The 21894-nt window shown below is 41.5% G+C and carries 18 protein-coding genes; 10 read left to right on the top strand and 8 right to left on the bottom strand.

Annotated features, from left to right (window positions below; all coding sequences use genetic code 11):
* Positions 1-8: 8 nt before the first annotated feature.
* The 3 genes from KQP79_RS15590 to KQP79_RS15580 form a co-directional block, all read right to left on the bottom strand.
* The gene (locus tag KQP79_RS15590) at positions 9-1082 is read right to left on the bottom strand and encodes an alpha/beta hydrolase (protein WP_061448633.1); all 1074 of its coding nucleotides are present in this window, start codon (positions 1080-1082) and stop codon (positions 9-11) included.
* 376 nt (positions 1083-1458) lie between these two features.
* A complete protein-coding gene (locus KQP79_RS15585; RefSeq protein WP_004304056.1) occupies positions 1459-2295 on the bottom strand; it encodes an AraC family transcriptional regulator in 837 nt (278 codons plus the stop codon).
* 136 nt (positions 2296-2431) lie between these two features.
* Positions 2432-3121: a Crp/Fnr family transcriptional regulator gene (locus KQP79_RS15580; RefSeq protein WP_004304055.1), complete on the bottom strand. Its 690-nt coding sequence runs from the start codon at positions 3119-3121 to the stop codon at positions 2432-2434.
* Between the two features lie 194 nt (positions 3122-3315).
* On the opposite strand from KQP79_RS15580, the gene KQP79_RS15575 reads away from it, so the two are divergent.
* The 3 genes from KQP79_RS15575 (at position 3316) to KQP79_RS15565 (ending at position 8461) form a co-directional block, all read left to right on the top strand.
* Positions 3316-3855 (top strand): flavodoxin family protein, encoded by a 540-nt coding sequence (locus tag KQP79_RS15575; RefSeq protein WP_138343473.1) that lies wholly within the window; start codon positions 3316-3318, stop codon positions 3853-3855.
* Positions 3856-4262: 407 nt separating this feature from the next.
* On the top strand, positions 4263-5084 hold the full coding sequence (locus KQP79_RS15570; protein WP_022199484.1) for an MBL fold metallo-hydrolase: 822 nt from the start codon (positions 4263-4265) through the stop codon (positions 5082-5084).
* Between the two features lie 17 nt (positions 5085-5101).
* Positions 5102-8461 carry a S41 family peptidase gene (locus KQP79_RS15565; protein ID WP_061448635.1) on the top strand — a complete coding sequence of 1120 codons (3360 nt, stop codon included), beginning with the start codon at positions 5102-5104 and terminating at the stop codon, positions 8459-8461.
* Between the two features lie 156 nt (positions 8462-8617).
* On the opposite strand, the gene KQP79_RS15560 is transcribed toward KQP79_RS15565, so the two are convergent.
* The gene (locus KQP79_RS15560) at positions 8618-9289 is read right to left on the bottom strand and encodes a YczE/YyaS/YitT family protein (RefSeq protein WP_004297076.1); all 672 of its coding nucleotides are present in this window, start codon (positions 9287-9289) and stop codon (positions 8618-8620) included.
* Between the two features lie 155 nt (positions 9290-9444).
* On the opposite strand from KQP79_RS15560, the gene KQP79_RS15555 reads away from it, so the two are divergent.
* A complete protein-coding gene (locus KQP79_RS15555) occupies positions 9445-10335 on the top strand; it encodes a helix-turn-helix domain-containing protein (RefSeq protein ID WP_004304051.1) in 891 nt (296 codons plus the stop codon).
* A 174-nt stretch (positions 10336-10509) separates the two neighbouring features.
* Here the strand turns inward: KQP79_RS15555 and KQP79_RS15550 are convergent, their stop codons facing one another.
* Entirely contained in the window at positions 10510-12267 is a 1758-nt protein-coding gene (locus tag KQP79_RS15550; protein WP_022199482.1) for a 1-deoxy-D-xylulose-5-phosphate synthase, read from the bottom strand.
* A 141-nt stretch (positions 12268-12408) separates the two neighbouring features.
* On the bottom strand, positions 12409-13314 hold the full coding sequence (locus tag KQP79_RS15545; RefSeq protein WP_022199481.1) for a helix-turn-helix domain-containing protein: 906 nt from the start codon (positions 13312-13314) through the stop codon (positions 12409-12411).
* Positions 13315-13504: 190 nt separating this feature from the next.
* Here KQP79_RS15545 and KQP79_RS15540 point away from each other — a divergent pair, with 190 nt between their 5' ends.
* From KQP79_RS15540 to KQP79_RS15515, 6 genes are all read left to right on the top strand, one after another.
* Positions 13505-14200, top strand: coding sequence for a flavodoxin family protein (locus KQP79_RS15540; RefSeq protein WP_004309708.1), 696 nt, complete (start codon positions 13505-13507; stop codon positions 14198-14200).
* 16 nt (positions 14201-14216) lie between these two features.
* On the top strand, positions 14217-15422 hold the full coding sequence (locus tag KQP79_RS15535) for an MFS transporter (protein WP_022199480.1): 1206 nt from the start codon (positions 14217-14219) through the stop codon (positions 15420-15422).
* Positions 15423-15551: 129 nt separating this feature from the next.
* Entirely contained in the window at positions 15552-16583 is a 1032-nt protein-coding gene (locus KQP79_RS15530) for an alpha/beta hydrolase (RefSeq protein ID WP_004326669.1), read from the top strand.
* Between the two features lie 17 nt (positions 16584-16600).
* The gene (locus KQP79_RS15525) at positions 16601-17152 is read left to right on the top strand and encodes a cyclophilin-like fold protein (RefSeq protein WP_249363212.1); all 552 of its coding nucleotides are present in this window, start codon (positions 16601-16603) and stop codon (positions 17150-17152) included.
* An 11-nt stretch (positions 17153-17163) separates the two neighbouring features.
* Positions 17164-18027 carry a DUF3737 family protein gene (locus KQP79_RS15520; protein ID WP_022199478.1) on the top strand — a complete coding sequence of 288 codons (864 nt, stop codon included), beginning with the start codon at positions 17164-17166 and terminating at the stop codon, positions 18025-18027.
* A 3-nt stretch (positions 18028-18030) separates the two neighbouring features.
* Positions 18031-19191 carry a MalY/PatB family protein gene (locus tag KQP79_RS15515; protein ID WP_004304046.1) on the top strand — a complete coding sequence of 387 codons (1161 nt, stop codon included), beginning with the start codon at positions 18031-18033 and terminating at the stop codon, positions 19189-19191.
* A gap of 79 nt (positions 19192-19270) precedes the next feature.
* Here KQP79_RS15515 and nrdG read toward each other — a convergent pair whose 3' ends face one another.
* Positions 19271-19756: an anaerobic ribonucleoside-triphosphate reductase activating protein gene (nrdG, locus tag KQP79_RS15510; RefSeq protein WP_004297064.1), complete on the bottom strand. Its 486-nt coding sequence runs from the start codon at positions 19754-19756 to the stop codon at positions 19271-19273.
* Positions 19740-21833 carry an anaerobic ribonucleoside-triphosphate reductase gene (gene nrdD / locus KQP79_RS15505; RefSeq protein WP_061448636.1) on the bottom strand — a complete coding sequence of 698 codons (2094 nt, stop codon included), beginning with the start codon at positions 21831-21833 and terminating at the stop codon, positions 19740-19742. Before nrdD ends, nrdG begins: the two co-directional genes overlap by 17 nt.
* Positions 21834-21894: the final 61 nt, after the last annotated feature.

Raw genomic sequence — 21894 nt, 5'->3', positions numbered from 1 at the left:
TTTTTATTTTATTTGAGGTTTGACTTGAAAAATGCTTCCAGTTTGTCAAACGGAATCTTCCGGTCGTAAAGGTCGGTGTGGTTGGCTCCGGGAACGATTAGTAACTCCTTGTTGTTGCCCTTGAGGCGTTTGAAGGCATCCTCGCTGAAATAACGCGAATGGGCATTTTCGCCGTGAATGAGCAATACAGCATTATCAATCTCGTGGATATAGGTTAACAATGGCATATTGATGAACGAAAGAGCCATCGTGGGGTTCCATGCACCATTAGAATTGATGGCACGGGCGTGAAAAGCACGTTCAGTCTTGTAATAATCGAAGTAGTCTTTGACGAATTGCGGCTCGTCGCCCTTGATGCTAGTGGGCAGACCGGGCGTACCGGGAGTGGCCGTGCCGTTCTGTGCATCACGGGTCCGGATAGCATTCATCGCCTCGCGTTTGTTGCGGCGTACTTCGGCACTGTCCTCGGCATCGAAATAGCCGTTGGCATTCACGCGGCTCATATCGTACATTGTAGAAGCTACTGTTGCTTTGATGCGCGTGTCCATTGCCGCGGCATTCAGTCCCATACCACCGAATCCGCAGATGCCGATGATACCGATGCGTTTGGCATCTACATTGGGGTGTGCAATCAGGAAATCCACTGCCGCGCTAAAATCTTCGGTGTTGATGTCGGGCGATGCCACATTACGGGGTTCGCCACCGCTCTCGCCCGTATAAGAGGGGTCGAACGCAAGGGTGAGGAATCCGCGTTCGGCCATTGTCTGCGCATAAAGTCCCGATGATTGTTCCTTCACAGCCCCGAAAGGGCCGCTAACGGCAATGGCAGGGACTTTACTTTCGATATTCTTGGGTTCGTACAAGTCGGCGGCAAGTGTGATGCCATAGCGGTTTTTGAAGGTTACTTTACGATGATTAACCTTGTTGCTCTGTGGGAACTTTTTGTCCCATTCCTGTGTAAGATTCAATGTGTCCATATGATTACTTGTTTTTTGATTTGTAATACCGTTCGTGCAGCCGGTAAGCAACCCCATACTTAACAAGGCTGCGATAGCTGCGGATTTAAAATTCGCTGTTCTCATCATTCTATTATTTAAATGGTTATTGTTCTATTTCATATTGCAAAGGTACGGCTATAAAATAAGCGGCACATTATTGTCGGGCTCAAAAGGAGTTACTCAAAAGCTCAACTATCTATTTTCTTAAAAGCTCCATGCAAATGGCTGGAAAAGTAGTTCTGAATTTATGATAATCAAGTTTGGCGGTGGACAATATGGCATCAGCATACACATTGCTATGAAGATTGTATGCTCTATATTTTCCGGTAAATTATCAGGGCTGCCCTTACCGTAAGGTTACTGTAAGGAACAAGCTGTAAGTTGATATTTAAGCCTCACTGCGATGTCGCAGTGAGGCTTAAATAATTTAATTAAAAAACTCAATATATTTTGCTCCGATTTACACGAATGTGGCGGTCGGCGGCATACCGTACTGTTTTTTGAAGGCGGTTGAGAAGTGAGACGGGTTCTTGAAACCGACTTCGGCATAAACATCCACGACCTTTTTGCCGCCCTCTTTCATCAGGGCGTAAGCTACTTCGAGTCGTTTACGGATAAGCCATTTTTCGGGAGTGAGGTCGCTGATTTTCTTGAAATCCCGTTTGAATGTGGCAAGGCTGCGTCCCGTGTAGTGTGCCATCTCTTCCATCGTGAGCTCGTACATGTAGTTCTCGTTCATAAATTCCAGAATATCTATTTTCCACGGTTCATTGAAGTCGAAAAGCGTCGGCGCGAACTTTTTGTCGATATGTAATAATGCGAGCAGACCTTCCTGCAATTTCAGTTGCATCAGGTCATCCGCAGGTTTCACCTTCGGATCGAAGTAGGGCGTCATCGAAGCGAACAGACTGGCGAGTTCGGCCGTTTTCGGAAGTTTTATCACTCCGGAATTGAGTTTCGCGGTATTGGTCGGTACTTTACGTTGTTCCAACTTACCGTACATTTCACGTAAGAAACGACGTGTGAACATCAGGAAGATACCGCAGTAGCGTTCACCATCTTTCGTCTTCTTGTACATCGTAATGTGATGGTCGCGCGGTATGAAGACGCATTCGCCTTTTCCGACATGAATTTGCTCATTGCCATTGTCGAGAATCATCTCACCCGAATAGACGTAATTGATGGCATATTCGCGGGAGCGATGTACGCAGCCGCTGAGGTCATCATAGAAGAAGCTGTAGAATACATCGTTGTAATTGAAGATAAGCTTCATTTGCCCTAATTGTTCATCTGTCATATTTTTTTGCTTTTCTTTCTGATTGCAAATATAGCAAAAACAGTTTTATTTCTCTTCGGCTCATTTATATATTTAACTTGTTTTCGATATAAGAGCTAAATTATTCCTTAGTTTCAACCCTGCCCCTGTTTCTTTATTATATGAATTTCTCTAAAGCGGCCTTATTCAAAATTTCCACCCGTTTCCCTTCCATAGTGATAAGCCCTTCCTTGATAATCTTATTAATTTCTTTCGATAAGGCGGGACGTGATACATTCAGGTATTCGGCAAGTTGGGATTGCGTATGTGTAATCTCCACTATCAGGGAATCTTTCTTCTTGTGCTCGAACAGATAAACGATAAATCTTTCCCGGACAGTCTTGCGGGAGAGTGGTTTCAGACGTGATACGGTACAGATATTGCAATTGCCTGCAATGCAGAGAAAATTGTGCAATACTTGCGGGTCCTGGCTGATAACTTTAAAGGTAGAATCCTTTGTTGCCATAAGTATCACACTGTCCTCAAGGGCAGTGAAAGTAGCCGGCAATGTGTTGTCCGAGCTAAAAAGATGTGGAGTGGCAAAAGTGCGTGGCGCAATGATATATTCAATCATCACTTCATTTCCCAGTCCGTCGATAATATCCGTGCGCAATTTCCCTTCCAACAACACATACAGTTTGTTGCAAGGCGTTCCCTGCGTAACAACTATCTCTTTCTTGTTTGCTATATAGACTACGAAATCTAGTTTCTCCAATAGGGATTCTTTAATGTTTAAGGGCAAATTCCGGAAAAGGGGGATTTGAAACAGCTTTTCTTTATGTGTGTCGGTCAGTTGTATTTTTTTCATTGTATCATGTTGTTCGTATTGTGGACAAAGATATAAATTAAATATTGGTAGAAAAAATCTTTTGTTATGTTTGAATCTGTAATCTGGGTATATTTCTCTGTAATTTATATACATTCGCTATGTTATAAATTGTCTATTTTTGCAGAGTGAAAAGACTGATTAATTCTGAAAATAAAAAGTAATAAAAGAAAGTTATGGCTAAAAAAGTTTTGATAATTTCGTCCAGTCCACGTAAAGGTGGTAATTCGGATTTGCTTTGTGATGAATTTATGAAAGGTGCTATTGAGGCGGGCAATGAAGTAGAGAAGATTTTTCTGAAAGACAAAACGGTTCATCCTTGTACGGGATGCAGTGTTTGCAGTATGTACGGTAAACCTTGTCCGCAGAAGGATGATGCAGTGGAAATCGTGGAGAAGATGATTGCTGCCGATGTGATTGTAATGGCAACCCCGGTCTATTTTTACACCATGTGCGGGCAGATGAAGATAATGATTGACCGTTGTTGCGCACGTTATACGGAAATAACCAATAAGGAATTTTATTTCATTATTGCGGCAGCAGAAAACGATAAAGCAATGATGGAGCGTACTATCGACGGCTTCCGTGGCTTCCTCGATTGCTTGGAAGGACCACAGGAAAAAGGGACGGTCTATGGAATCGGTGCATGGAAAGTAGGAGAGATTAAAGATACTCCCTACATGCAGGAAGCATATAATATGGGAAAGATGGTGTAACTGTTTGTTTTCCATATTAAAGATATTCATAAAGAATATGATAAAATGGATTGTTCGAATATTTGAGATATAGTTTCGAACTTAACTTTTAAAACCTGACGGGAAATCTGGAAAAGACGGTTATGTTTTCCAGATTTTCCGCCGTCTTTTTTTTACAAGAAGAGGGGAAAAGGTGAGGGTAGTGAGGGAGGATTTCTAACATTCGTGTTTTTTTTTAGAGAAAATATAGATAGGAAAAAATAAAATATAAAAATAAAAGGTTGCAATTCCTCCCTCACTACCCTCACCTTTTTCCCCTTTTTACGATTACTTAATTGACTGGATTGCTTGTTCTGCCACAGAATTATTATAATTTTGTGGCAGAACTTTTTATTTTGTCTAATTCGTTTGATAACTAACTAAGTGTCATGGGCTATAAAATAACGACTCTTGTGGAGAATTGTGTCTATGGACGTAAATTGCAGGCAGAGCATGGTCTTTCTCTTTATATTGAGACATCGGGACATCGGTTACTTTTCGATACGGGAGCATCCGACTTGTTTATCCGTAACGCCCGCTTGTTGCATATTGACTTGCAAAAAGTCGATTATTTGATATTATCTCATGGTCATAGCGATCATACGGGCGGACTACGTTATTTTTTGGAATTGAATACGCAGGCAACCGTTGTCTGTAAGCGTGAGATTTTTTCTCCTAAATTCAAGGATGAACGTGAGAACGGGATGATGCATACACAAAACCTCGATCGTTCCCGTTTCCGCTTTATTACAAAGCAGACCGAACTGCTTCCCGGAGTTTTCCTTTTTCCCTCTATTGATATTATAAATCAGGCAGATACCCATTTTGAACGTTTTTGGGTTCAGCAAGAAGATGGATGCAAAATACCGGATACTTTTCAGGATGAATTGGCGGTGGTATTGGTGGAACCAGAAGGATTTTCCGTATTAAGTGCCTGTTCTCATCGGGGAATAACCAATATTTTGCGTACGGTTCAGGCTGCCTTTCCCGAATCTCCTTGTAAGTTACTTCTGGGAGGTTTTCATATCCATAATGCGGAAAAACAAAAATATCAGGTCATTGCAGATTATTTACAGGAATATCTTCCCCGACAGATTGGCGTTTGTCATTGTACGGGAGTGGATAAATATGCCTTCTTTTACAAGGACTTTGGTGACAGCACATTTTATAATTACACGGGAAAACTAATTCAAACCGATTTATCGGAATAAATTTATAATAATTTGATATGAGGAAACTAATAACTTCTTTAGCGCTGGTACTATCAGCATTATCCAGCTATGCAATTACTCCTTTGTGGATGCGTGATGCACGTATATCACCGGATGGATCAGAAATTGTTTTTTGTTACAAGGGTGACATTTATAAAGTCCCTGCACAAGGAGGAACAGCTGTTCAACTCACCACACAAACCTCTTATGAAGCCAATCCGGTTTGGTCGCCCGATGGCAAGCAAATTGCGTTTGCCAGTGACCGGAATGGAAATTTTGACTTATTCATTATGCCTGCTGACGGAGGTGCCGCCCGGCGACTGACCTATCATTCTGCATCAGAAATACCGTCGGCTTTTACTCCGGATGGAAAGTATGTCTTTTTCTCTGCCTCTATACAGGATCCGGCAAGCAGTGCCCTGTTTCCTACAGGAGCGATGACGGAATTATATAAAGTTCCTGTTGCCGGCGGACGTACCGAGCAAGTGCTGGGCACTCCTGCCGAACTGGTCTGTTTTGATAAAACAGGGAAGAACTTTCTTTATCAGGATCGTAAAGGGTTTGAAGATGAATGGAGAAAGCATCATACTTCTTCCATTACAAGAGATATCTGGTTATATAATACCCAAACGGGAAAACATACGAACCTGACAAACCGGGGAGGAGAGGACCGTAATCCTGTGTATGCACCTGATGCTAATGCTGTCTATTTTTTAAGTGAGCGTGATGGAGGTTCCTTCAATGTGTATACTTTCCCTTTGAATACCCCACAGGAAGTGAAAGCTGTGACTACTTTCAAAACTCACCCGGTACGTTTTTTGTCTGTCAGCGATAAAGGTACCTTATGTTATACCTATGATGGTGAGTTATACACACAGAAGTCTGGTGCACGTCCGGAAAAAGTAAAAGTAGAACTTGTTCGTGATGATGAACAGCAGCTTGCTACACTTAAATTCTCGCAGGGAGCAACTTCCGCTTCTGTATCTCCGGACGGTAAACAAATTGCTTTTATTGTACGTGGTGATGTGTTTGTGACTTCAACTGATTATGCTACCACCAAGCAAATCACAAATACTCCGGCAAAAGAAGCTGCCGTTTCTTTTGCTCCGGACAACCGGACACTGGTTTATGCCAGCGAGCGAACCGGTAACTGGCAACTTTATACCGCCAAAATAAGTCGTAAGGAAGACCCGAATTTCCCTAATGCCACTCTTATTGAAGAGGAAGTATTATTACCGTCTAAAACGGTAGAACGTACTTATCCGCAATATTCACCGGACGGTAAAGAATTGGCTTTTATCGAAGACCGTAATCGTTTGATGGTACTCAATTTGAAAACAAAAAAGGTACGTCAGGTAACGGATGGTTCTACATGGTATAACACCGGAGGTGGATTCGATTACGAATGGTCGCCTGACGGTAAATGGTTCACTCTTGAATTTATAGGCAACCGCCACGATCCTTATTCGGATGTAGGCATTGTCAGCGCACAGGGAGGTGCAATTACTAATCTGACAAATAGTGGATATATCAGTGGTGCTCCGCGTTGGGTACTCGATGGGAATGCTATTCTTTTCCAAACCGAGCGCTATGGTATGCGTGCGCACGCTTCCTGGGGATCGCAGCAAGATGTGATGTTGGTGTTTCTCAATCAGGATGCTTATGATCGTTACCGTTTGAGTAAGGAAGATTTCGAATTACTCAAGGAATTTGAAAAGGAACAGAAGAAGGCAAAGGAGAAAGACGATGAGAAGACGAAAGACGGAAAGAAGTCTAAGGCGGAAAAAGCAGATAAAGGAAATGCTAACAAGGGAAAGACTGATAAAAGCAAGGCCGACAAGGAAAAGAGCAAAGTAGATAGCAGCAAAGACAGTAATCAGGATGAGTCTGCTGATGATAAGGCAGATCAAAAAGAGATACTTGTCGAGCTGAACGGCATTGAAGACCGTATCGTACGTTTGACTCCCAATTCTTCCGACTTGGGTAGTGCCATACTTTCAAAAGACGGGGAAGATCTTTACTATTTCTCCGCGTTCGAAGGTGGATATGACCTTTGGAAAATGAATCTCCGTGAAAAAGATACGAAGCGTCTGCACAAACTCAATACCGGTTGGGCATCGTTGATGTTGGACAAAAAAGGAGATATCTTTTTGTTGGGAAGCCGGATTATGCAAAAGATGGATGCCAAGTCGGATGCGTTGAAGTCCATCAGCTATCAGGCTGAAATGAAAATGGATTTGGCTGCCGAACGTGAAACGATGTTTGACCATGTGTACAAACAGCATCAAAAACGCTTCTACAATGTCAATATGCACGGGGTTGACTGGGATGCTATGACTAATGCTTATCGTAAGTTCTTGCCTCATATTGATAACAATTATGACTTTGCAGAATTATTGAGTGAGTGGTTGGGTGAGCTGAATGTTTCACATACCGGAGGACGTTATTCTCCCAAAGGAAAAGGAGATGTCACTTCTAATCTCGGACTCTTGTTCGACTGGAATTATCAGGGAAAAGGAATGCAGATTGCTGAAATAATAGAAAAAGGTCCGTTCGATCATTCACGTACCAAAGTAAAGGCTGGTTGCATCATTGAAAAGATTAATGGAGAAGAGATAACTCTCGATAATGACATAACCTGCTTGCTGAATAATAAAGCAGGGAAGAAAACATTGATTTCAATCTACAATCCACAAAATAAAGAGCGTTGGGAAGAAGTGGTGATGCCGGTCACCAACGGGCAACTGAATGGATTGTTATACAAACGTTGGGTAAAACAACGTGCGGCAGATGTTGAAAAATGGTCGAAAGGACGTTTGGGATATGTTCATATTCAGTCGATGGGAGATGACAGCTTCCGTACTGTATACTCGGACATTCTGGGAAAATATAACAACTGCGAAGGCATTGTGATTGATACCCGTTTCAACGGTGGTGGCCGTCTGCATGAAGATATTGAAATACTGTTCAGCGGTCAGAAATACTTCACACAGGTGGTACGCGGACGTGAAGCCTGTGATATGCCGAGTCGTCGTTGGAACAAACCTTCCATTATGCTGCAATGTGAGGCCAACTACTCGAATGCACACGGAACTCCGTGGGTATATAAACATCAAAAGATTGGCAAACTTGTCGGTATGCCTGTTCCGGGTACTATGACAAGTGTGTCTTGGGAAACTTTACAAGATCCTTCACTGGTCTTTGGTATTCCTATCGTCGGTTATCGTTTGCCTGACGGCAGTTATTTGGAAAATACCCAATTGGAACCGGATGTAAAGGTTGCCAATAATCCGGAAACAGTAGTCAAAGGAGAGGATACCCAACTAAAGGTGGCTGTGGATGAACTTCTGAAAGAGATAGATAGTCAGAAGAAGTAAATACGAGTATAATTATATCTAAAATAAAGAGTCGCTTCTTTGAAAGAATCAATCAGATTCTAACAGAGAAGCGACTTTCTTTTATAGTGATTTTCTTATATTGACCTTTTTATATGACTCCTTTTATAAGGCGTTTATTTTAAATAGATATAGGGCTTACTTCCAGACCGGCAGTAATCTATGGAGGGTTTTTCTAGTCATTATCTTCTGATTCAGGAAGCTGACGATATACCCCGTTATACAAGCGGCAATGAGTGATCCTTCTCGTACTCCCTGAATACCTTGAGTCAGCAGCAGCGAGAGAATCACGGCTAATGTAACCAAAGTAATATCAAAATAAACTTTGAACTTTCCAAATTCCTTGTTATAATGGCGGGATGCATATTTCACAAATGCTTCTGCGCTCATCATGGCTACTTTTGGTTTCAGTTCAAGCACTACTCCGATAGACTGCACCATGCATCCTGTAAGTAATAAAGCAATCGACATACCATAATTAGCGGGATGCAGTTCGCTTGTCAGCATCATATTGAAATCAATGAATGCCGAAAAGATAAAAGAGAACGGTAGTTGAAGAAGAATTTCAATAATATCCTGTCGGGTTCTATTCTTTCGGATTAACCAGAACTGTCCCAGGATAAGCACCATGTTGATGATAAATGTGCAAGTACCCAACGATAAAGGACTATTCAGGCTTAATACATAATTGATGCTCGATATGGGAGTAGTTCCCAATGCCGAGCGTATAATCAACACGATACCTGCCGCTAAAAAATAGAGTCCGATAACAAACACTAAATACCTCTTAAAAATCTCTTTCATTTCCATGTCTTTTTAACCTCTTTCTATTGATTCCTTTTTCATGTATTGAAAAGGATATGCAAAGGTCTTGTTTTTTACTCTGAAATAGATTATCTAATTCCATACAGTTTTTGTCATATCCGAAACAAATCGTATTTTTACGTCATAAAATAAAGGTGTAAATGGTAAAATCTCGTATATTTGATAATACGCAACTATTGAAGGAGCATCCTGAACTTCCTCATTATAAAGAGGAGGTAGTCTGTTTCCGGAGTGAATATAAAGATAGAAGTTATCCGGCAAATGAATGTTATTTCAATCGGGAGCTTTATATGATATTCGTTCTTGAAGGCCGTTCGGAAATTCTACTGAATGGAGAGTTTATTGCGATAGAACCGAATATGTTACTTATTCACGGAGCAAATTATCTCACGGAACATCTTTATTCAAGCCGGGATATTAAATTTATCACTCTCGCCCTTTCCGAATCTATGCGGACGGACGATTCATATCTGACACAAATCACGGCAATCCTGTTGGCAACCATGAGGCGGAATAAGCAATATACGATTCAGTTGACAGAGTATGAAGCTCAAATCATCCATAAGGAGCTGGAAGTATTGATGCATCTGATGAATATTGAACATCATTTCCTTTTCCGGCGTATACAGGCAGCGTGCAATTCTCTGTTTTTGGATATAGCAGATTTTCTTTCCCGAAAGACCGTTATCAAAAAAGAGATCAGTCGTAAAGATCACGTTCTGCAAGAATTTCATGCACTCGTTACCCGTAATTTCAGGGAAGAACATTTCGTGAGCTTTTATGCGGATAAACTGGCTATTAGTGAACAGTACCTGGCACGCATTGTACGTCTTGGAACAGGTAAGACTATCAATAGCCTTATTAATGAATTGTTAGTAATGGAAGCGCGTACTTTATTGAGTTCTACCAAATTTACGGTTGGCGAGATTGCTGCTAAACTGGGGTTTAGTGATGCAGCCGGTTTTTGTAAGTTCTTTAAAAGAAATGCGGGACAGACTCCGTTGAATTATCGGAAAGGATTATTGATTTGAACGGAAAGGATTGCTGAACTGAATGGGGAATTACTGAACTGAATAGTGAATATAATGAATCTAAATAATAAGTTGGCTGATTTGAATAAAAATGGAAGTAGGTTGATGCAACTCAACTGTCCTTAAAGACCGTATACATCAACCTACCTGAATATATAGTGAATGGGTCTGATTTTAACCGATCACTGCTGTGATATCTTCTACAATCTGTTCATCCGTCAGATGATTGGCACGGAGAAACTCCTGTATATCATATCGGTCAACAAATTCTTTTTTAGCTCCAAAGTTCAGAACTTTCATGTTTGTAGCACCATAATAACGGGCAATCTTTTCACCGAAACCGCCATCCAATACACCGTCTTCCAACGTAATCACTAATTCGTGATCTGCTTTCAGTTCATCCATCAGTTCGTTGTCTACACCGGTGATGTAACGCGGATTAATGAGTGTTGCGTCAATATTGGCTTTTTCTTTCAGAAGTGATGCAACCGACTGTCCCAATCCATAGAACGAACCTAAAGCAAGAATGGCTACTTTCGCTCCACGATGCGTCACGTTATAGCGATTGAGAACACTATAATCAGTCTCCACCGGTTCCCCACAAGTAATTACATCTGTTGCCGGTACACGGATAGCAACCGGGTATTCATTTTGGCGGATACTCCATTCTAGCATAGCAAGATATTCCTCTTTGCAAGTCGGTGCCAGATAAACCATATTAGGAATATTGCTGATGAGCGGAATATCGAAGAAGCAGAGGTGAGTTACATCATTCATTCCGGACAGTGTTCCCCAGAATACCAACAAAACAGCCGGGTTATTATTGATACAGAGGTCTTGCGAAAGTTGATCGTATGAACGTTGGATAAATGTACTATACACTCCGTAAACAGGTTTTCCGCCATTGGCTGCGATGCCCGAAGCAAGAGCTACTGCGTGTTCTTCTGCAATGCCGACATCTACAAACTGTTTGCCAGCTTCCTTGCGGCGGTCCGGAGTGAATCCGAGAACGGCAGGAGTACCCGAAGTGATTGTCACCACACGAGAATCTTCTTTCATCTTTTTCAGCAGACATTGAGCAGTTACTTCGCTGTAATCTTCTTCCTCATAACTGACTTTTGCTTCTCCGGTTTCCGGATTGAATGGAGTGCGCCAGTGATAAGTCTCTTTATCTTGTTCGGCACATGCATAACCTTTACCTTTCAAAGTGTTGATGTGTACTACTATCGGATGCTGAATATCTTTCACTTTGGAGAATGCTTCAATCAACGCCTGTACATCGTTACCGTCATTTACATATATATAGTCCAGTCCCATCGCCTTGAAGAAGTTACATTCGCACTGACCGTTACTGTCACGCAATTCTTTCAGATTCCTGTATAGACCTCCATGATTTTCAGCGATAGACATTTGGTTATCATTGACGATAATAATCATGTTGGTGCCAAGCTCTGCTGCATAATCCAGTCCTTCGAAAGCTTCCCCTCCGCTTAAGGAGCCGTCGCCTATGACAGCTATGATATTTTCATTGCCGCCTGTGAGGTCGCGTCCCTTTGCCAATCCGCTGGCCAGACTGACAGAAGTGGAAGTATGTCCAATGATGAAGAAGTCATGTTCACTTTCTTGCGGTTCGGTATAACCTGATACGTTGTCGTATTTTTCCGGATGAAGGAACGCATCTTTACGACCGGTCAGCATCTTGTGTACATAACTCTGGTGCGATACGTCAAATACAATTTTGTCTTTGGGCGAATTGAATACATAATGTAAAGCAATCGTTGCTTCCACCATTCCGAAATTAGGTCCGAAATGCCCGCCATGCTCACTTAATTTTTGCAGGAGCGCTGCACGGATTTCTCCACCTAATTCGTTTAGCTCTTTTTCCGACAGTTTCTTAACATCTGCAGGAGAATAAATATTTTCTAAATACATATCAAACAGTTTTTCTAAATAATGTTTTTACTTATTTCTTTATGACACTGCAAAGATACAGCAGGATTTGAAATCTGTTTGTATATGAATTACGGATTGTTTTACCTATATTACAGTTCCCTTATTTGAGGGACTATATTTTTATGCTAAAGCCTGATTTCTGTATTCATTAGGCGTGCATCCGACGCGTCTTTTGAATAATCTGCAGAGATGTTGCGGGTATTGGAATCCTAACGAATAAGCTATCTGGCTGACGGTTTCTTTCGTATCGACAATACGTTCTTTGGCTAGTTCGATTACTTTGGTCTGAATATGTTCCTGTGGAGTTTTTCCTGTTTCTTTTTTTACCATATCACCAAAGTAGTTGGGGGAGAGATAGACTTTATCAGCAAAGTACTTCACGGAAGGTAACCCGTTTTGTATGGGAAGTTGATCTTGGAAATATTCATCCAGAAGTTGTTCAAACTTTGTAAGAGCATCTTTATTGGCACTGTTCCGGGTGATAAACTGCCGTTCATAAAAACGCATACAGTAGTTCAGTAACAGTTCGATATTCATGGCGATTAATGCTTTGCTATGTTTATCGATACCATGCTCAAGTTCGATACTGATTTTCTTCAGGCAATCCATGACTATTTCCTTTTCCTGATCTGAAAGATGTAAAGCCTCGTTTACTGCATAAGAGAAGAAAGTATATTTCTTAATATCTTTTCCAAGTGAGGTGCCGCGAATCAGGTCCGGATGGAAAATAATACCATAAACAGCCGGATTGATTTCATCTTCAATGGTACTTACACCGGCTGTCTGACCTGGGGCAAAACAGACAATGGTTCCTTCTTGGTAATCATAATACTGACGACCGTATTTAATGTCACAGCTCTTGCTCTCTTTTAGGAAAAGAGCATAAAGACCATAGTTCATCTGGATATGGTTAACTGTTTTCGTTGCTTTGGTCAAGTCGATGACACTAACCAAAGGATGCAATGTTTCCAGTCCGTACAGTTCGTTATACTGATTTACATTCTCTAGTTTTATAACTTTATCCATGGCTTTTGGTATTTGGAATCGGTAACAAAGATACAGATAAATGTTCTGTTTTCATAGTAGGGAAATGACTAATCTGTAATTGGGGTTATCATACCCGTAATCCGTCTACAACGGCTTCTTTATATTCTTCCGACCTTTGCCATGTTAAATAAAACTTGATGAATCAGAGGAAATTAATAAATGAGAGAATATGGATAGAAAGCATTTTTTGAAAAGCGTGTTACTAACAACCGGAGGCGTACTATTAGGTGGTACGACTATTTATCGGTGTTTGAATAGTAAAGAAACGACAGACACTTCACTTCCTTCGCTAATCGATAAAACACATCAGGGAAATATGAAAAAGATACTTGTAATAATGAGTGCAGGCACAAAACGCGGCAATACAGACCGACTGACCGATGCATACATTAAAGGATTGGTAGAGCGCGGACATTCTGTGACGAAGGTTTATCTGGGTAGTATGCGGATAGAAGGGTGCCGGGGATGTGGAGTTTGTCAGCGTCTTGCACATCAGTGTACTGTTCGCGACGACATGCAGGATATATATCCTTTGTTTGCGGAATGTGATACAGTGGTTATGGCTTCTCCTCTTTACTTTTGGACAATCACGGCAAAGCTGAAATCGTTCATTGATAGACTTTATGCCATTTCTGTCGATGATAAATATCCTCAAAAAGATTCGGTATTGCTGATGACAGCCGGTGATGATAATGATACGACCTTCGAACAGCCCATACGATATTTTCGTCTTCTCAATCAGGCGTTAGGTTGGAATGAAGTGGGATTATATTGTGCCGGCGGTTGTACCGGATGCGAGAAACTGGCACGGCAGATTGATAAAGTACATCTTGAAAACGCCTATAAAATGGGATTGGAATTATAAATAGCATATAGTAACTATGGAACAAAAAAATAAATTAAAACTCAATTCGGGCGGTTTGCTCGTCTTTATCCTTACGGTCGGTGTATTTGGAATTATAAACACCGAAATGGGAGTAGTGGGGATCCTGCCCTTGATAGCCACAACTTTTAATGTTTCCGTACCTCAAGCCGGCTGGACGGTAAGTGTTTTCGCATTGGTGGTGGCTGCGTCAGCCCCTGCGACACCTTTATTATTTTCGGGGATTAACCGGAAGAAAGTAATGTTGCTGGCATTGGGATTGTTTACAATAAGTAATGTAATATCCATGTTCACCTCTAATTTCACAGTATTGTTGATTGCACGGATACTTCCCGCTTTCCTGCATCCGGTATATGTCTCTATGGCTTTTACGGTAGCCGCGGCGTCTGTCAGCAAGGAACAGGCTCCCAAGGCTGTTTCTAAAGTCTTTGTCGGTGTGTCCGCCGGCATGGTGCTGGGCGTTCCGGTGACCAGTTTTATTGCCAGCGAAGTTTCGTTCTCCATGGCGATGTTGTTTTTCACTGTTGTAAACGCATTAGTCTTTGTTGCTACGATTCTGTTTATCCCTTCCATGCCTGTAAAAGAAAAAGTATCTTATGGTGCACAGCTTAGCGTATTGAAGAAAACAACGATGTGGTATTCAATTATTGCTGTTACCTTGATTAATGGAGCTATGTTCGGATTCTTTAGCTATATGTCGGATTACCTGAAAAAAGTAACGGAGGTCTCATATAATGTGATAAGTGCAGTGTTGCTCGTATATGGTTTGGCAAATATTGTGGGTAATGTGATGGCGGGAAAACTGCTATCAATAAACGCCAGGCGTTCAATTATCCTCATGCCTTTTGCGTTATTGGTTTCATATATCTGTCTGTTCATTGTTGGAGAATGGATTGGAGCTATGGTAATTGTCATCCTTATTTTAGGCGTATTGGCGGGTATAGCAAGTAATAATATGCAATATATGATAACAGATGCCGCTCCCGAAGCTCCAGACTTTGCCAATGGAATGTTTCTGACTTCAGCCAATTTAGGAACAACGATTGGTACAGGTATATGCGGAACTTTTATTACGGAAATGGGCACACGATATTCTGTTTTCGGCTCGTTGCTTTTCCTGATTGCGAGTATTGTATTCGTTTATCTGCGGGTTCGCGTAGTGCATATCCGGAAGCAGGTTAATATCAATATTGTAACAGAATAATAAAAAAATATAATCCGTAATTGGGGTTATTATGTCAGTAATTCATCTACAAACGGTCTCTTTCTTTCATCGTATTTTTGTAATGTAGAAAGTAGACAATCAATTCTTTAATAATTAAAAATAAGAGATATGAAACGGATTTTATTATTAACAACTGTATTTATGATGATGCTTGGAACTAGTTTTTCTTCTGCACAGACAGATGCAGATAACTTTTATAAAAGTGATTTGGTAAGTGTGGAGAAAGTTTCTTTTTCCAACCAGTATAAAATGAAGGTAGCCGGAAATTTGTTTCTGCCTAAGAATATGAAAGAAGGGGACAAATACCCTGCAATCATTGTCGGACATCCAATGGGAGCTGTCAAGGAACAGAGCGCGAATCTTTACGCAACGAAAATGGCCGAACGGGGTTTTGTAACACTCTCCATAGACCTGTCTTTTTGGGGTGGGAGTGAAGGCGAGCCGCGCAATGCTGTTCTGCCGGAAGTTTATGCGGAAGACTTTAGTGCCGCAGTTGATTTTTTAGGTACCCGTCCGTTTGTTGACCGGAATCTAATTGGAGTAATCGGTATTTGCGGCAGTGGAAGTTTTGCTATCAGTGCAGCGAAAATAGACCCTCGCCTTAAAGCCATTGCGACAATCAGTATGTACAATATGGGTACGGCTAGCCGTAATGGGTTAAAACACTCATTGACATTGGAACAGAGAAAGCAAATAATGGCTGAAGCGGCAGAACAGCGTTATGCTGAATTTTTAGGTGGAGAAACTAAATATACAGGTGGTACTGTACATCAACTGACAGAAAAGTCCAGTCCGATTGAACGGGAGTTCTATGAGTTCTACCGTACACAAAGAGGAGAATTTACCCCCGACGGAGCAACTCCTATGACCACCACTCATCCTACACTTTCAAGTAATGTGAAATTTATGAATTTCTATCCTTTCGAAGATATTGAGACTATTTCACCTCGCCCTATGCTTTTCATCACCGGTGAAAATGCCCACTCACGTGAATTTAGTGAAGACGCTTACCGATTGGCCGCCGAACCTAAAGAACTGTATATAGTACCCGGTGCCGGACACGTAGATCTTTACGATCGTGTGAGCCTTATTCCATTTAATAAACTGGAATCTTTCTTTAAGGAATATCTAAAGAAATAAGTTTTAATACTATAAATATGAGATACTATATAATAGCAATTCTTACTATGCTGACATTATCGGTCGGTTCCGCATCATGTAGCGAAGATGAACCTATACAGGGAACAGGTCAACAAGTGACTCCGGGTAATGGTTCGGGTTCCGGTGATAATGGCAGTAACAATAATGGCAATAATCCCGATGATAATGACGACAATAACGATGATACCCCAGTGAGCAATAATCTTAAAATAACAATCGGACCTGTTTCATTCAATGCCACATTGGAAAATAATGAGACAGCGAAAGCATTTAAGAGACTACTCCCTATGACAGTGGATATGTCCGAACTGCATGGTAATGAAAAATATTATTATCTGTCGAATGGTTTGCCGACAGCGTCGTCCAATCCCGGGACTATTCGGACAGGTGACTTGATGCTTTACGGTTCCACTTGTGTGGTCCTATTTTATGAAACCTTTTCCACTTCATATACTTATACCCGTTTAGGACGTATAACAAATCCTTCAGGACTGGCCTCCACCCTTGGTTCAGGAGGCGTAAATGTAACTTTTGAAATAACAGATTAAAGAATAAACTAATGGAACAAATAAGAAATAAAGAATATGGAGGCGAACGTCCTCTGTTCGCGACCCACGACCTTCAACTGGAAGATGTAACAATTCACGCCGGTGAATCTGCATTGAAAGAATGTAGTAATATTATAGCAATCAACTGTCGCTTTGAAGGAAAATATCCTTTTTGGCATACCAACGGATTCATTGTGAAAAACTGTCTCTTTACAGAGGGAGCCCGTGCTGCTCTATGGTACTCTCAAAGTCTGCAAATGGCAGATACCTTGGTAGAAGCACCGAAGATGTTCCGTGAAATGGACGGAATAAAACTCGAAAACGTGCAGTTGCCTAATGCTTTGGAAACGTTTTGGTATTGTCATAATATAGAGCTGAAGAACGTACAGATTGATAAAGCGGATTACCTTTTTATACACAGTGAGAATATTAAGATACAAAACTATGCCCAAAACGGGAACTATTCGTTCCAATATTGCAAGAATGTAGAAATCCATAATGCAGTTATCAACTCCAAAGATGCTTTCTGGAATACGGAAAATGTAACAGTCTATGATTCCGAGTTGAACGGAGAATATCTGGGATGGCATTCTAAAAACTTACGTTTGGTAAATTGCAGGATTTCGGGGACTCAACCGCTTTGCTACGCACATGATTTGGTGATGGAAAATTGTACGATGGCAGAAGATGCTGACCTTGCTTTTGAATACAGTAGTGTGAAGGCAACGATTAAAAGTCCCGTTCATAGCGTAAAAAATCCTCGTACGGGAAGTATTGTTGCCGAAAGTTTCGGAGCAATCATTTTGGACGAAAATATTAAATCACCAGCAAATTGCGAATTGAAACTTTGGGACGATCTAACCTGTTTTAATTGAAATATGAAGTATAATTTCGATGAAATTATTCCACGCAGAGGAACGAATTCTTATAAATGGGATTCGGCTGAAGATGCGGATGTATTGCCGATGTGGGTAGCTGATATGGATTTCCGTACGGCTCCCCCTGTCGTGGAGGCACTGAAGAAACGGGTGGAACATGGGATTTTCGGTTATGTACGTGTACCTGATGTATACTACGAGGCAGTTGTAAATTGGTTTGTTCGACGACATGCCTGGCGGATAGAAAAAGAGTGGATTATTTACACCACCGGTGTTGTGCCGGCAATATCTGCTGTTATTAAAGCGTTGACACTGCCCGGAGATAAAGTAATGGTGCAGACACCTGTATATAACTGTTTTTTCTCCTCTATCCGTAATAACGGATGCGAGATGATTGCCAATCCTTTGGTATATAGAAACAGGGGCTATCAGATTGACTTTGATGATTTGGAGCGGAAAGCTTCAGACCCGAAGGTCAAACTTCTGTTGTTATGTAATCCGCACAATCCTGCCGGAAGAGTGTGGAGCAAACAAGAGTTAAGGCGGATAGGTGAGATTTGTATTCGGAATAATGTGTTTGTGGTTGCTGATGAAATTCATTGTGAATTGGTTTTTCTGGGGCATGAATATACTCCTTTCGCTTCTATATCAGAAGAGTTTCTTATGAATTCGGTAACCTTTGTTTCGCCTAGCAAGGCTTTTAATCTGGCAGGGCTTCAGATAGCCAATATTATTTCTGCAGATGCAAATGTACGGGTGAGAATAGATAAAGCGATTAATATAAATGAGGTATGTGATGTGAATCCTTTCGGAGTGGAGGCGTTGATGGCTGCTTACAATGAGGGCGAAGAATGGCTGGAAGAACTTAAAATCTATTTGTTTGCGAATTACATCTATTTAAAAGGTTATTTTGATGAATATCTTCCGGAATTTCCCGTAATGATGTTGGAAGGTACATATCTGGTTTGGGTGGATTGCTCGGTCTTGAATCAAACGTCAGCAGAAATAGTAAAAGACTTGTTGAAGAAAGAAAAACTTTGGGTGAACGAAGGCAGTCTGTATGGAGAGACTGGTGAAGGGTTTATCCGTATCAATATTGCGTGTCCGCGACAGCGGTTGATAGAAGGATTAAACAGATTGAAGCGGGTACTGAAATCATAAATACGAATGAAAAGAAGTAGTTAGAAAAAAGAACGCTCAAACGGTAAATATGACATACTCCGTTTGAGCGTTTCTCTTATTAAGAAATCTTTTTGGAATGATGGGGGAGAAAACGATAAGTTATATCCTCCATTATTCCATTTTCTATGTGGTACAACCGCTGATTGGTCGTTTCAGATTTTAATCCTCCCAGAGACTCGATGTAAGGTCCCAACTTTATATATTGGAAATGAGATACATCAAAGTGCTCCGGCAGTTTGCTCTTCCCGGAGTACCATCCGACTTTTACCGGAGTGATGGTCTGCTTGTGTAAAAAAGCAGCTAGTTGTTCCACTTCTGCGGGTGAAGCATCACCGCCCATGAAACAGACACAGGTGATCGCTTTTCCATATTTACCGAGCAGGGTAGAGAGACTTTCTTCCGTCAACGGTTCTCCTACGTCCTCCATCAGATATGCACTGTGGCACCCTTTACAATGGTTGGGGCAGTTGGAGAGGTTGATGGCTAATGTCACCTCATCCGGTATCTCCTGAAAAACAATATCATAATCAGCGTACCGGAGCATAATATCTTAAATCGGCCTCCTTTTGCCGTGCTTGGGAGAAATTGCTGATACGCTTCATATATCCGATGACGCGGGTCAGATAATCCACATTCTCGCTGTGACATTCGGGACATTCATGCAAATACCGTTTGTCGATATGATGGCATTTGTTACATACTGTATTCGGAATATTGAATGTGAAGTAGTTGCAACCTTCGGTAGCGGCAACACGAAGCAACTGCCGGTATTGCTCTTTGCTAAGATGCTCTTCCAGATTCATGTGCAAAGCCGAACCACCCGTCAGATGCTCGATATAACGATGCCCGTGCAGGCGGAATTTATCGACAATGTTCAGCGATTTGTCTTCTACAATATAGAAATAGCTGTTGTAACATTCGCGGTAAGTCTGGAATCCGGCTTCCTTGTCCCATTTCGCGTGTTTCACACCCACATTTTCGGCAGGAATTATTTCGCAGTTGAAAAGTACTTCTTTGGTACGATATTTCTTATTGTATTTCTCAATCATGCCGAGAATCTCCTGCACAAAAGCCTCGTATTTCGGATTGTCGTTGATGTCGATTCCCATAAATTGGGCTGCTTCCACCAGTCCGTTCACGCCGATAGTCAGATATTGGCGGCTCATATTGATATAACCCGCATCAAACAAAGGTAACATACCCTTTGCCTGCAATAATTTCAGGTTCTCATTATAGGCAAGCTGTACTTTGTGAACCAAGTCTACTACTTCTTCCAGGAAGAAAGGGTAGAGAATACCTGATTTTACAGCATGCTGTATACAACGGTTCAGATTGATGGTCAACACGCTCTTCGAACCGGTAGAGACTCCTCCGGCTCCCAATGTATAGCTAAAGCCATTGTCCTGTATTTCATTACGCAGACGGCAGCAGCTACTCAAAGAGTCGGCATTGTCACTCATATAGGTGAAGAATGAATGTCCTTCGGCATACATTTCAGCGGTGAAGTCGCCATATTCCTTATCCAGTACATCGCCGTCTTTGGTCAGGAGTGCCATTGTCTCTACAGGGAATGTCAGAACGGTGCGTGTACGCTCCTCATTAAACCATTTCATAAAACGCTTCTGCAACCAGCTAAGCGAACCCCAGTCGGGTTTGCTTCCGTCGGGGAAAACAAAGTGCTCGAAAAGGCTATTGAAATAATACTTGTCATAATAAGCCACATTCCAGAAAACTGCTTGGAAATTGCGGGCACCCGTAGGCTGGTTGATGGAATATACGATTTGCTCGAAACAGTCTGTGATGATTTTATCGATCGATCTTTGTTTCAGAGACAAGTCTGCCAGTTTATCAGGGTGTTTATAATAGTCCTGTCCGTATTCCAAACCTATGAAATAGTTCATGTACATCAGGAATTCAGGAGTGGCACATGCGCCGCTTAGCATACTGGATACGATAAATACCATGTTGATAAATCCTCCGCAGAAGGATTTCAGATTGGTCGGGGCGGTAGAATTGCCTCCTACTGCTGTTGTTCCTGCTATCAGCCAGGGATACATAGTAATACTGGCACAGTAGTTTGCCAGATTGGTTTCATCATTTTTGTAGATGAAGTGATGATTCAGGAGTTCCAAATAACGGTCGGAAGCCTCTTTACCATACATATCCCTCAAACGGTCTGTCAGCAGGCGGCGGTTGAGGCGGATGAAATTGGATTTGGGCAGTTCTCCTATCAGCGTGGCGATATTCTTGTTTTCCACATTGGCGTTGGCATCGTACTTGCTACCGCTGGCAGGGTTGGAAGCATCGCAATAATCCATGAGGAATTTAAGTTTGTCTCTGACTTCACGGTCTTCCAAATGTTTTTGACGATACAGCATATACGCTTTGGCCACGCTGTAATAATGTTCTGCCATCAAGGCGACTTCCACCTGGTTTTGGATTTCCTCTACGTTTGTTCCGTCACTGATACTGACACGGCTTAACACATTGGTTATCACATCTTGCGTAGCAAAACTACCTACTGATAAAAATGCCTTGGATATGGCATTTTTGATTTTGTCGAGGGAAAAAGCTTCTTTTTTTCCGTCTCTTTTGATAATGAATATCTCCGAACTAATCATACCTATATTTTAAGAATTAACAAAATAGATTTAGTGCCTACATAGTTATTCATGCACGACA

It is taken from the genome of Bacteroides sp. DH3716P, assembly GCF_025914115.1.
GTDB lineage: Bacteria > Bacteroidota > Bacteroidia > Bacteroidales > Bacteroidaceae > Bacteroides > Bacteroides ovatus.
Note: the sequence above shows the minus strand (reverse complement) of the source record. Positions and strands in the feature narration are given on the sequence as shown.

Excerpts from the sequence above, each read along its gene's own strand:
- KQP79_RS15525 (WP_249363212.1), top strand. The coding sequence starts at position 16,601 with ATGAGATACTATATAATAGCAATTCTTACTATGCTGACATTATCGGTC.
- KQP79_RS15585 (WP_004304056.1), bottom strand. The coding sequence starts at position 2,295 with ATGACAGATGAACAATTAGGGCAAATGAAGCTTATCTTCAATTACAAC.
- KQP79_RS15555 (WP_004304051.1), top strand. The coding sequence starts at position 9,445 with ATGGTAAAATCTCGTATATTTGATAATACGCAACTATTGAAGGAGCAT.
- nrdG (WP_004297064.1), bottom strand. The coding sequence starts at position 19,756 with ATGCTCCGGTACGCTGATTATGATATTGTTTTTCAGGAGATACCGGAT.
- KQP79_RS15530 (WP_004326669.1), top strand. The coding sequence starts at position 15,552 with ATGAAACGGATTTTATTATTAACAACTGTATTTATGATGATGCTTGGA.
- KQP79_RS15515 (WP_004304046.1), top strand. The coding sequence starts at position 18,031 with ATGAAGTATAATTTCGATGAAATTATTCCACGCAGAGGAACGAATTCT.
- KQP79_RS15540 (WP_004309708.1), top strand. The coding sequence starts at position 13,505 with ATGGATAGAAAGCATTTTTTGAAAAGCGTGTTACTAACAACCGGAGGC.
- KQP79_RS15545 (WP_022199481.1), bottom strand. The coding sequence starts at position 13,314 with ATGGATAAAGTTATAAAACTAGAGAATGTAAATCAGTATAACGAACTG.
- KQP79_RS15550 (WP_022199482.1), bottom strand. The coding sequence starts at position 12,267 with ATGTATTTAGAAAATATTTATTCTCCTGCAGATGTTAAGAAACTGTCG.
- KQP79_RS15560 (WP_004297076.1), bottom strand. The coding sequence starts at position 9,289 with ATGGAAATGAAAGAGATTTTTAAGAGGTATTTAGTGTTTGTTATCGGA.
- KQP79_RS15535 (WP_022199480.1), top strand. The coding sequence starts at position 14,217 with ATGGAACAAAAAAATAAATTAAAACTCAATTCGGGCGGTTTGCTCGTC.
- KQP79_RS15565 (WP_061448635.1), top strand. The coding sequence starts at position 5,102 with ATGAGGAAACTAATAACTTCTTTAGCGCTGGTACTATCAGCATTATCC.
- KQP79_RS15570 (WP_022199484.1), top strand. The coding sequence starts at position 4,263 with ATGGGCTATAAAATAACGACTCTTGTGGAGAATTGTGTCTATGGACGT.
- KQP79_RS15520 (WP_022199478.1), top strand. The coding sequence starts at position 17,164 with ATGGAACAAATAAGAAATAAAGAATATGGAGGCGAACGTCCTCTGTTC.
- nrdD (WP_061448636.1), bottom strand. The coding sequence starts at position 21,833 with ATGATTAGTTCGGAGATATTCATTATCAAAAGAGACGGAAAAAAAGAA.
- KQP79_RS15590 (WP_061448633.1), bottom strand. The coding sequence starts at position 1,082 with ATGAGAACAGCGAATTTTAAATCCGCAGCTATCGCAGCCTTGTTAAGT.
- KQP79_RS15580 (WP_004304055.1), bottom strand. The coding sequence starts at position 3,121 with ATGAAAAAAATACAACTGACCGACACACATAAAGAAAAGCTGTTTCAA.
- KQP79_RS15575 (WP_138343473.1), top strand. The coding sequence starts at position 3,316 with ATGGCTAAAAAAGTTTTGATAATTTCGTCCAGTCCACGTAAAGGTGGT.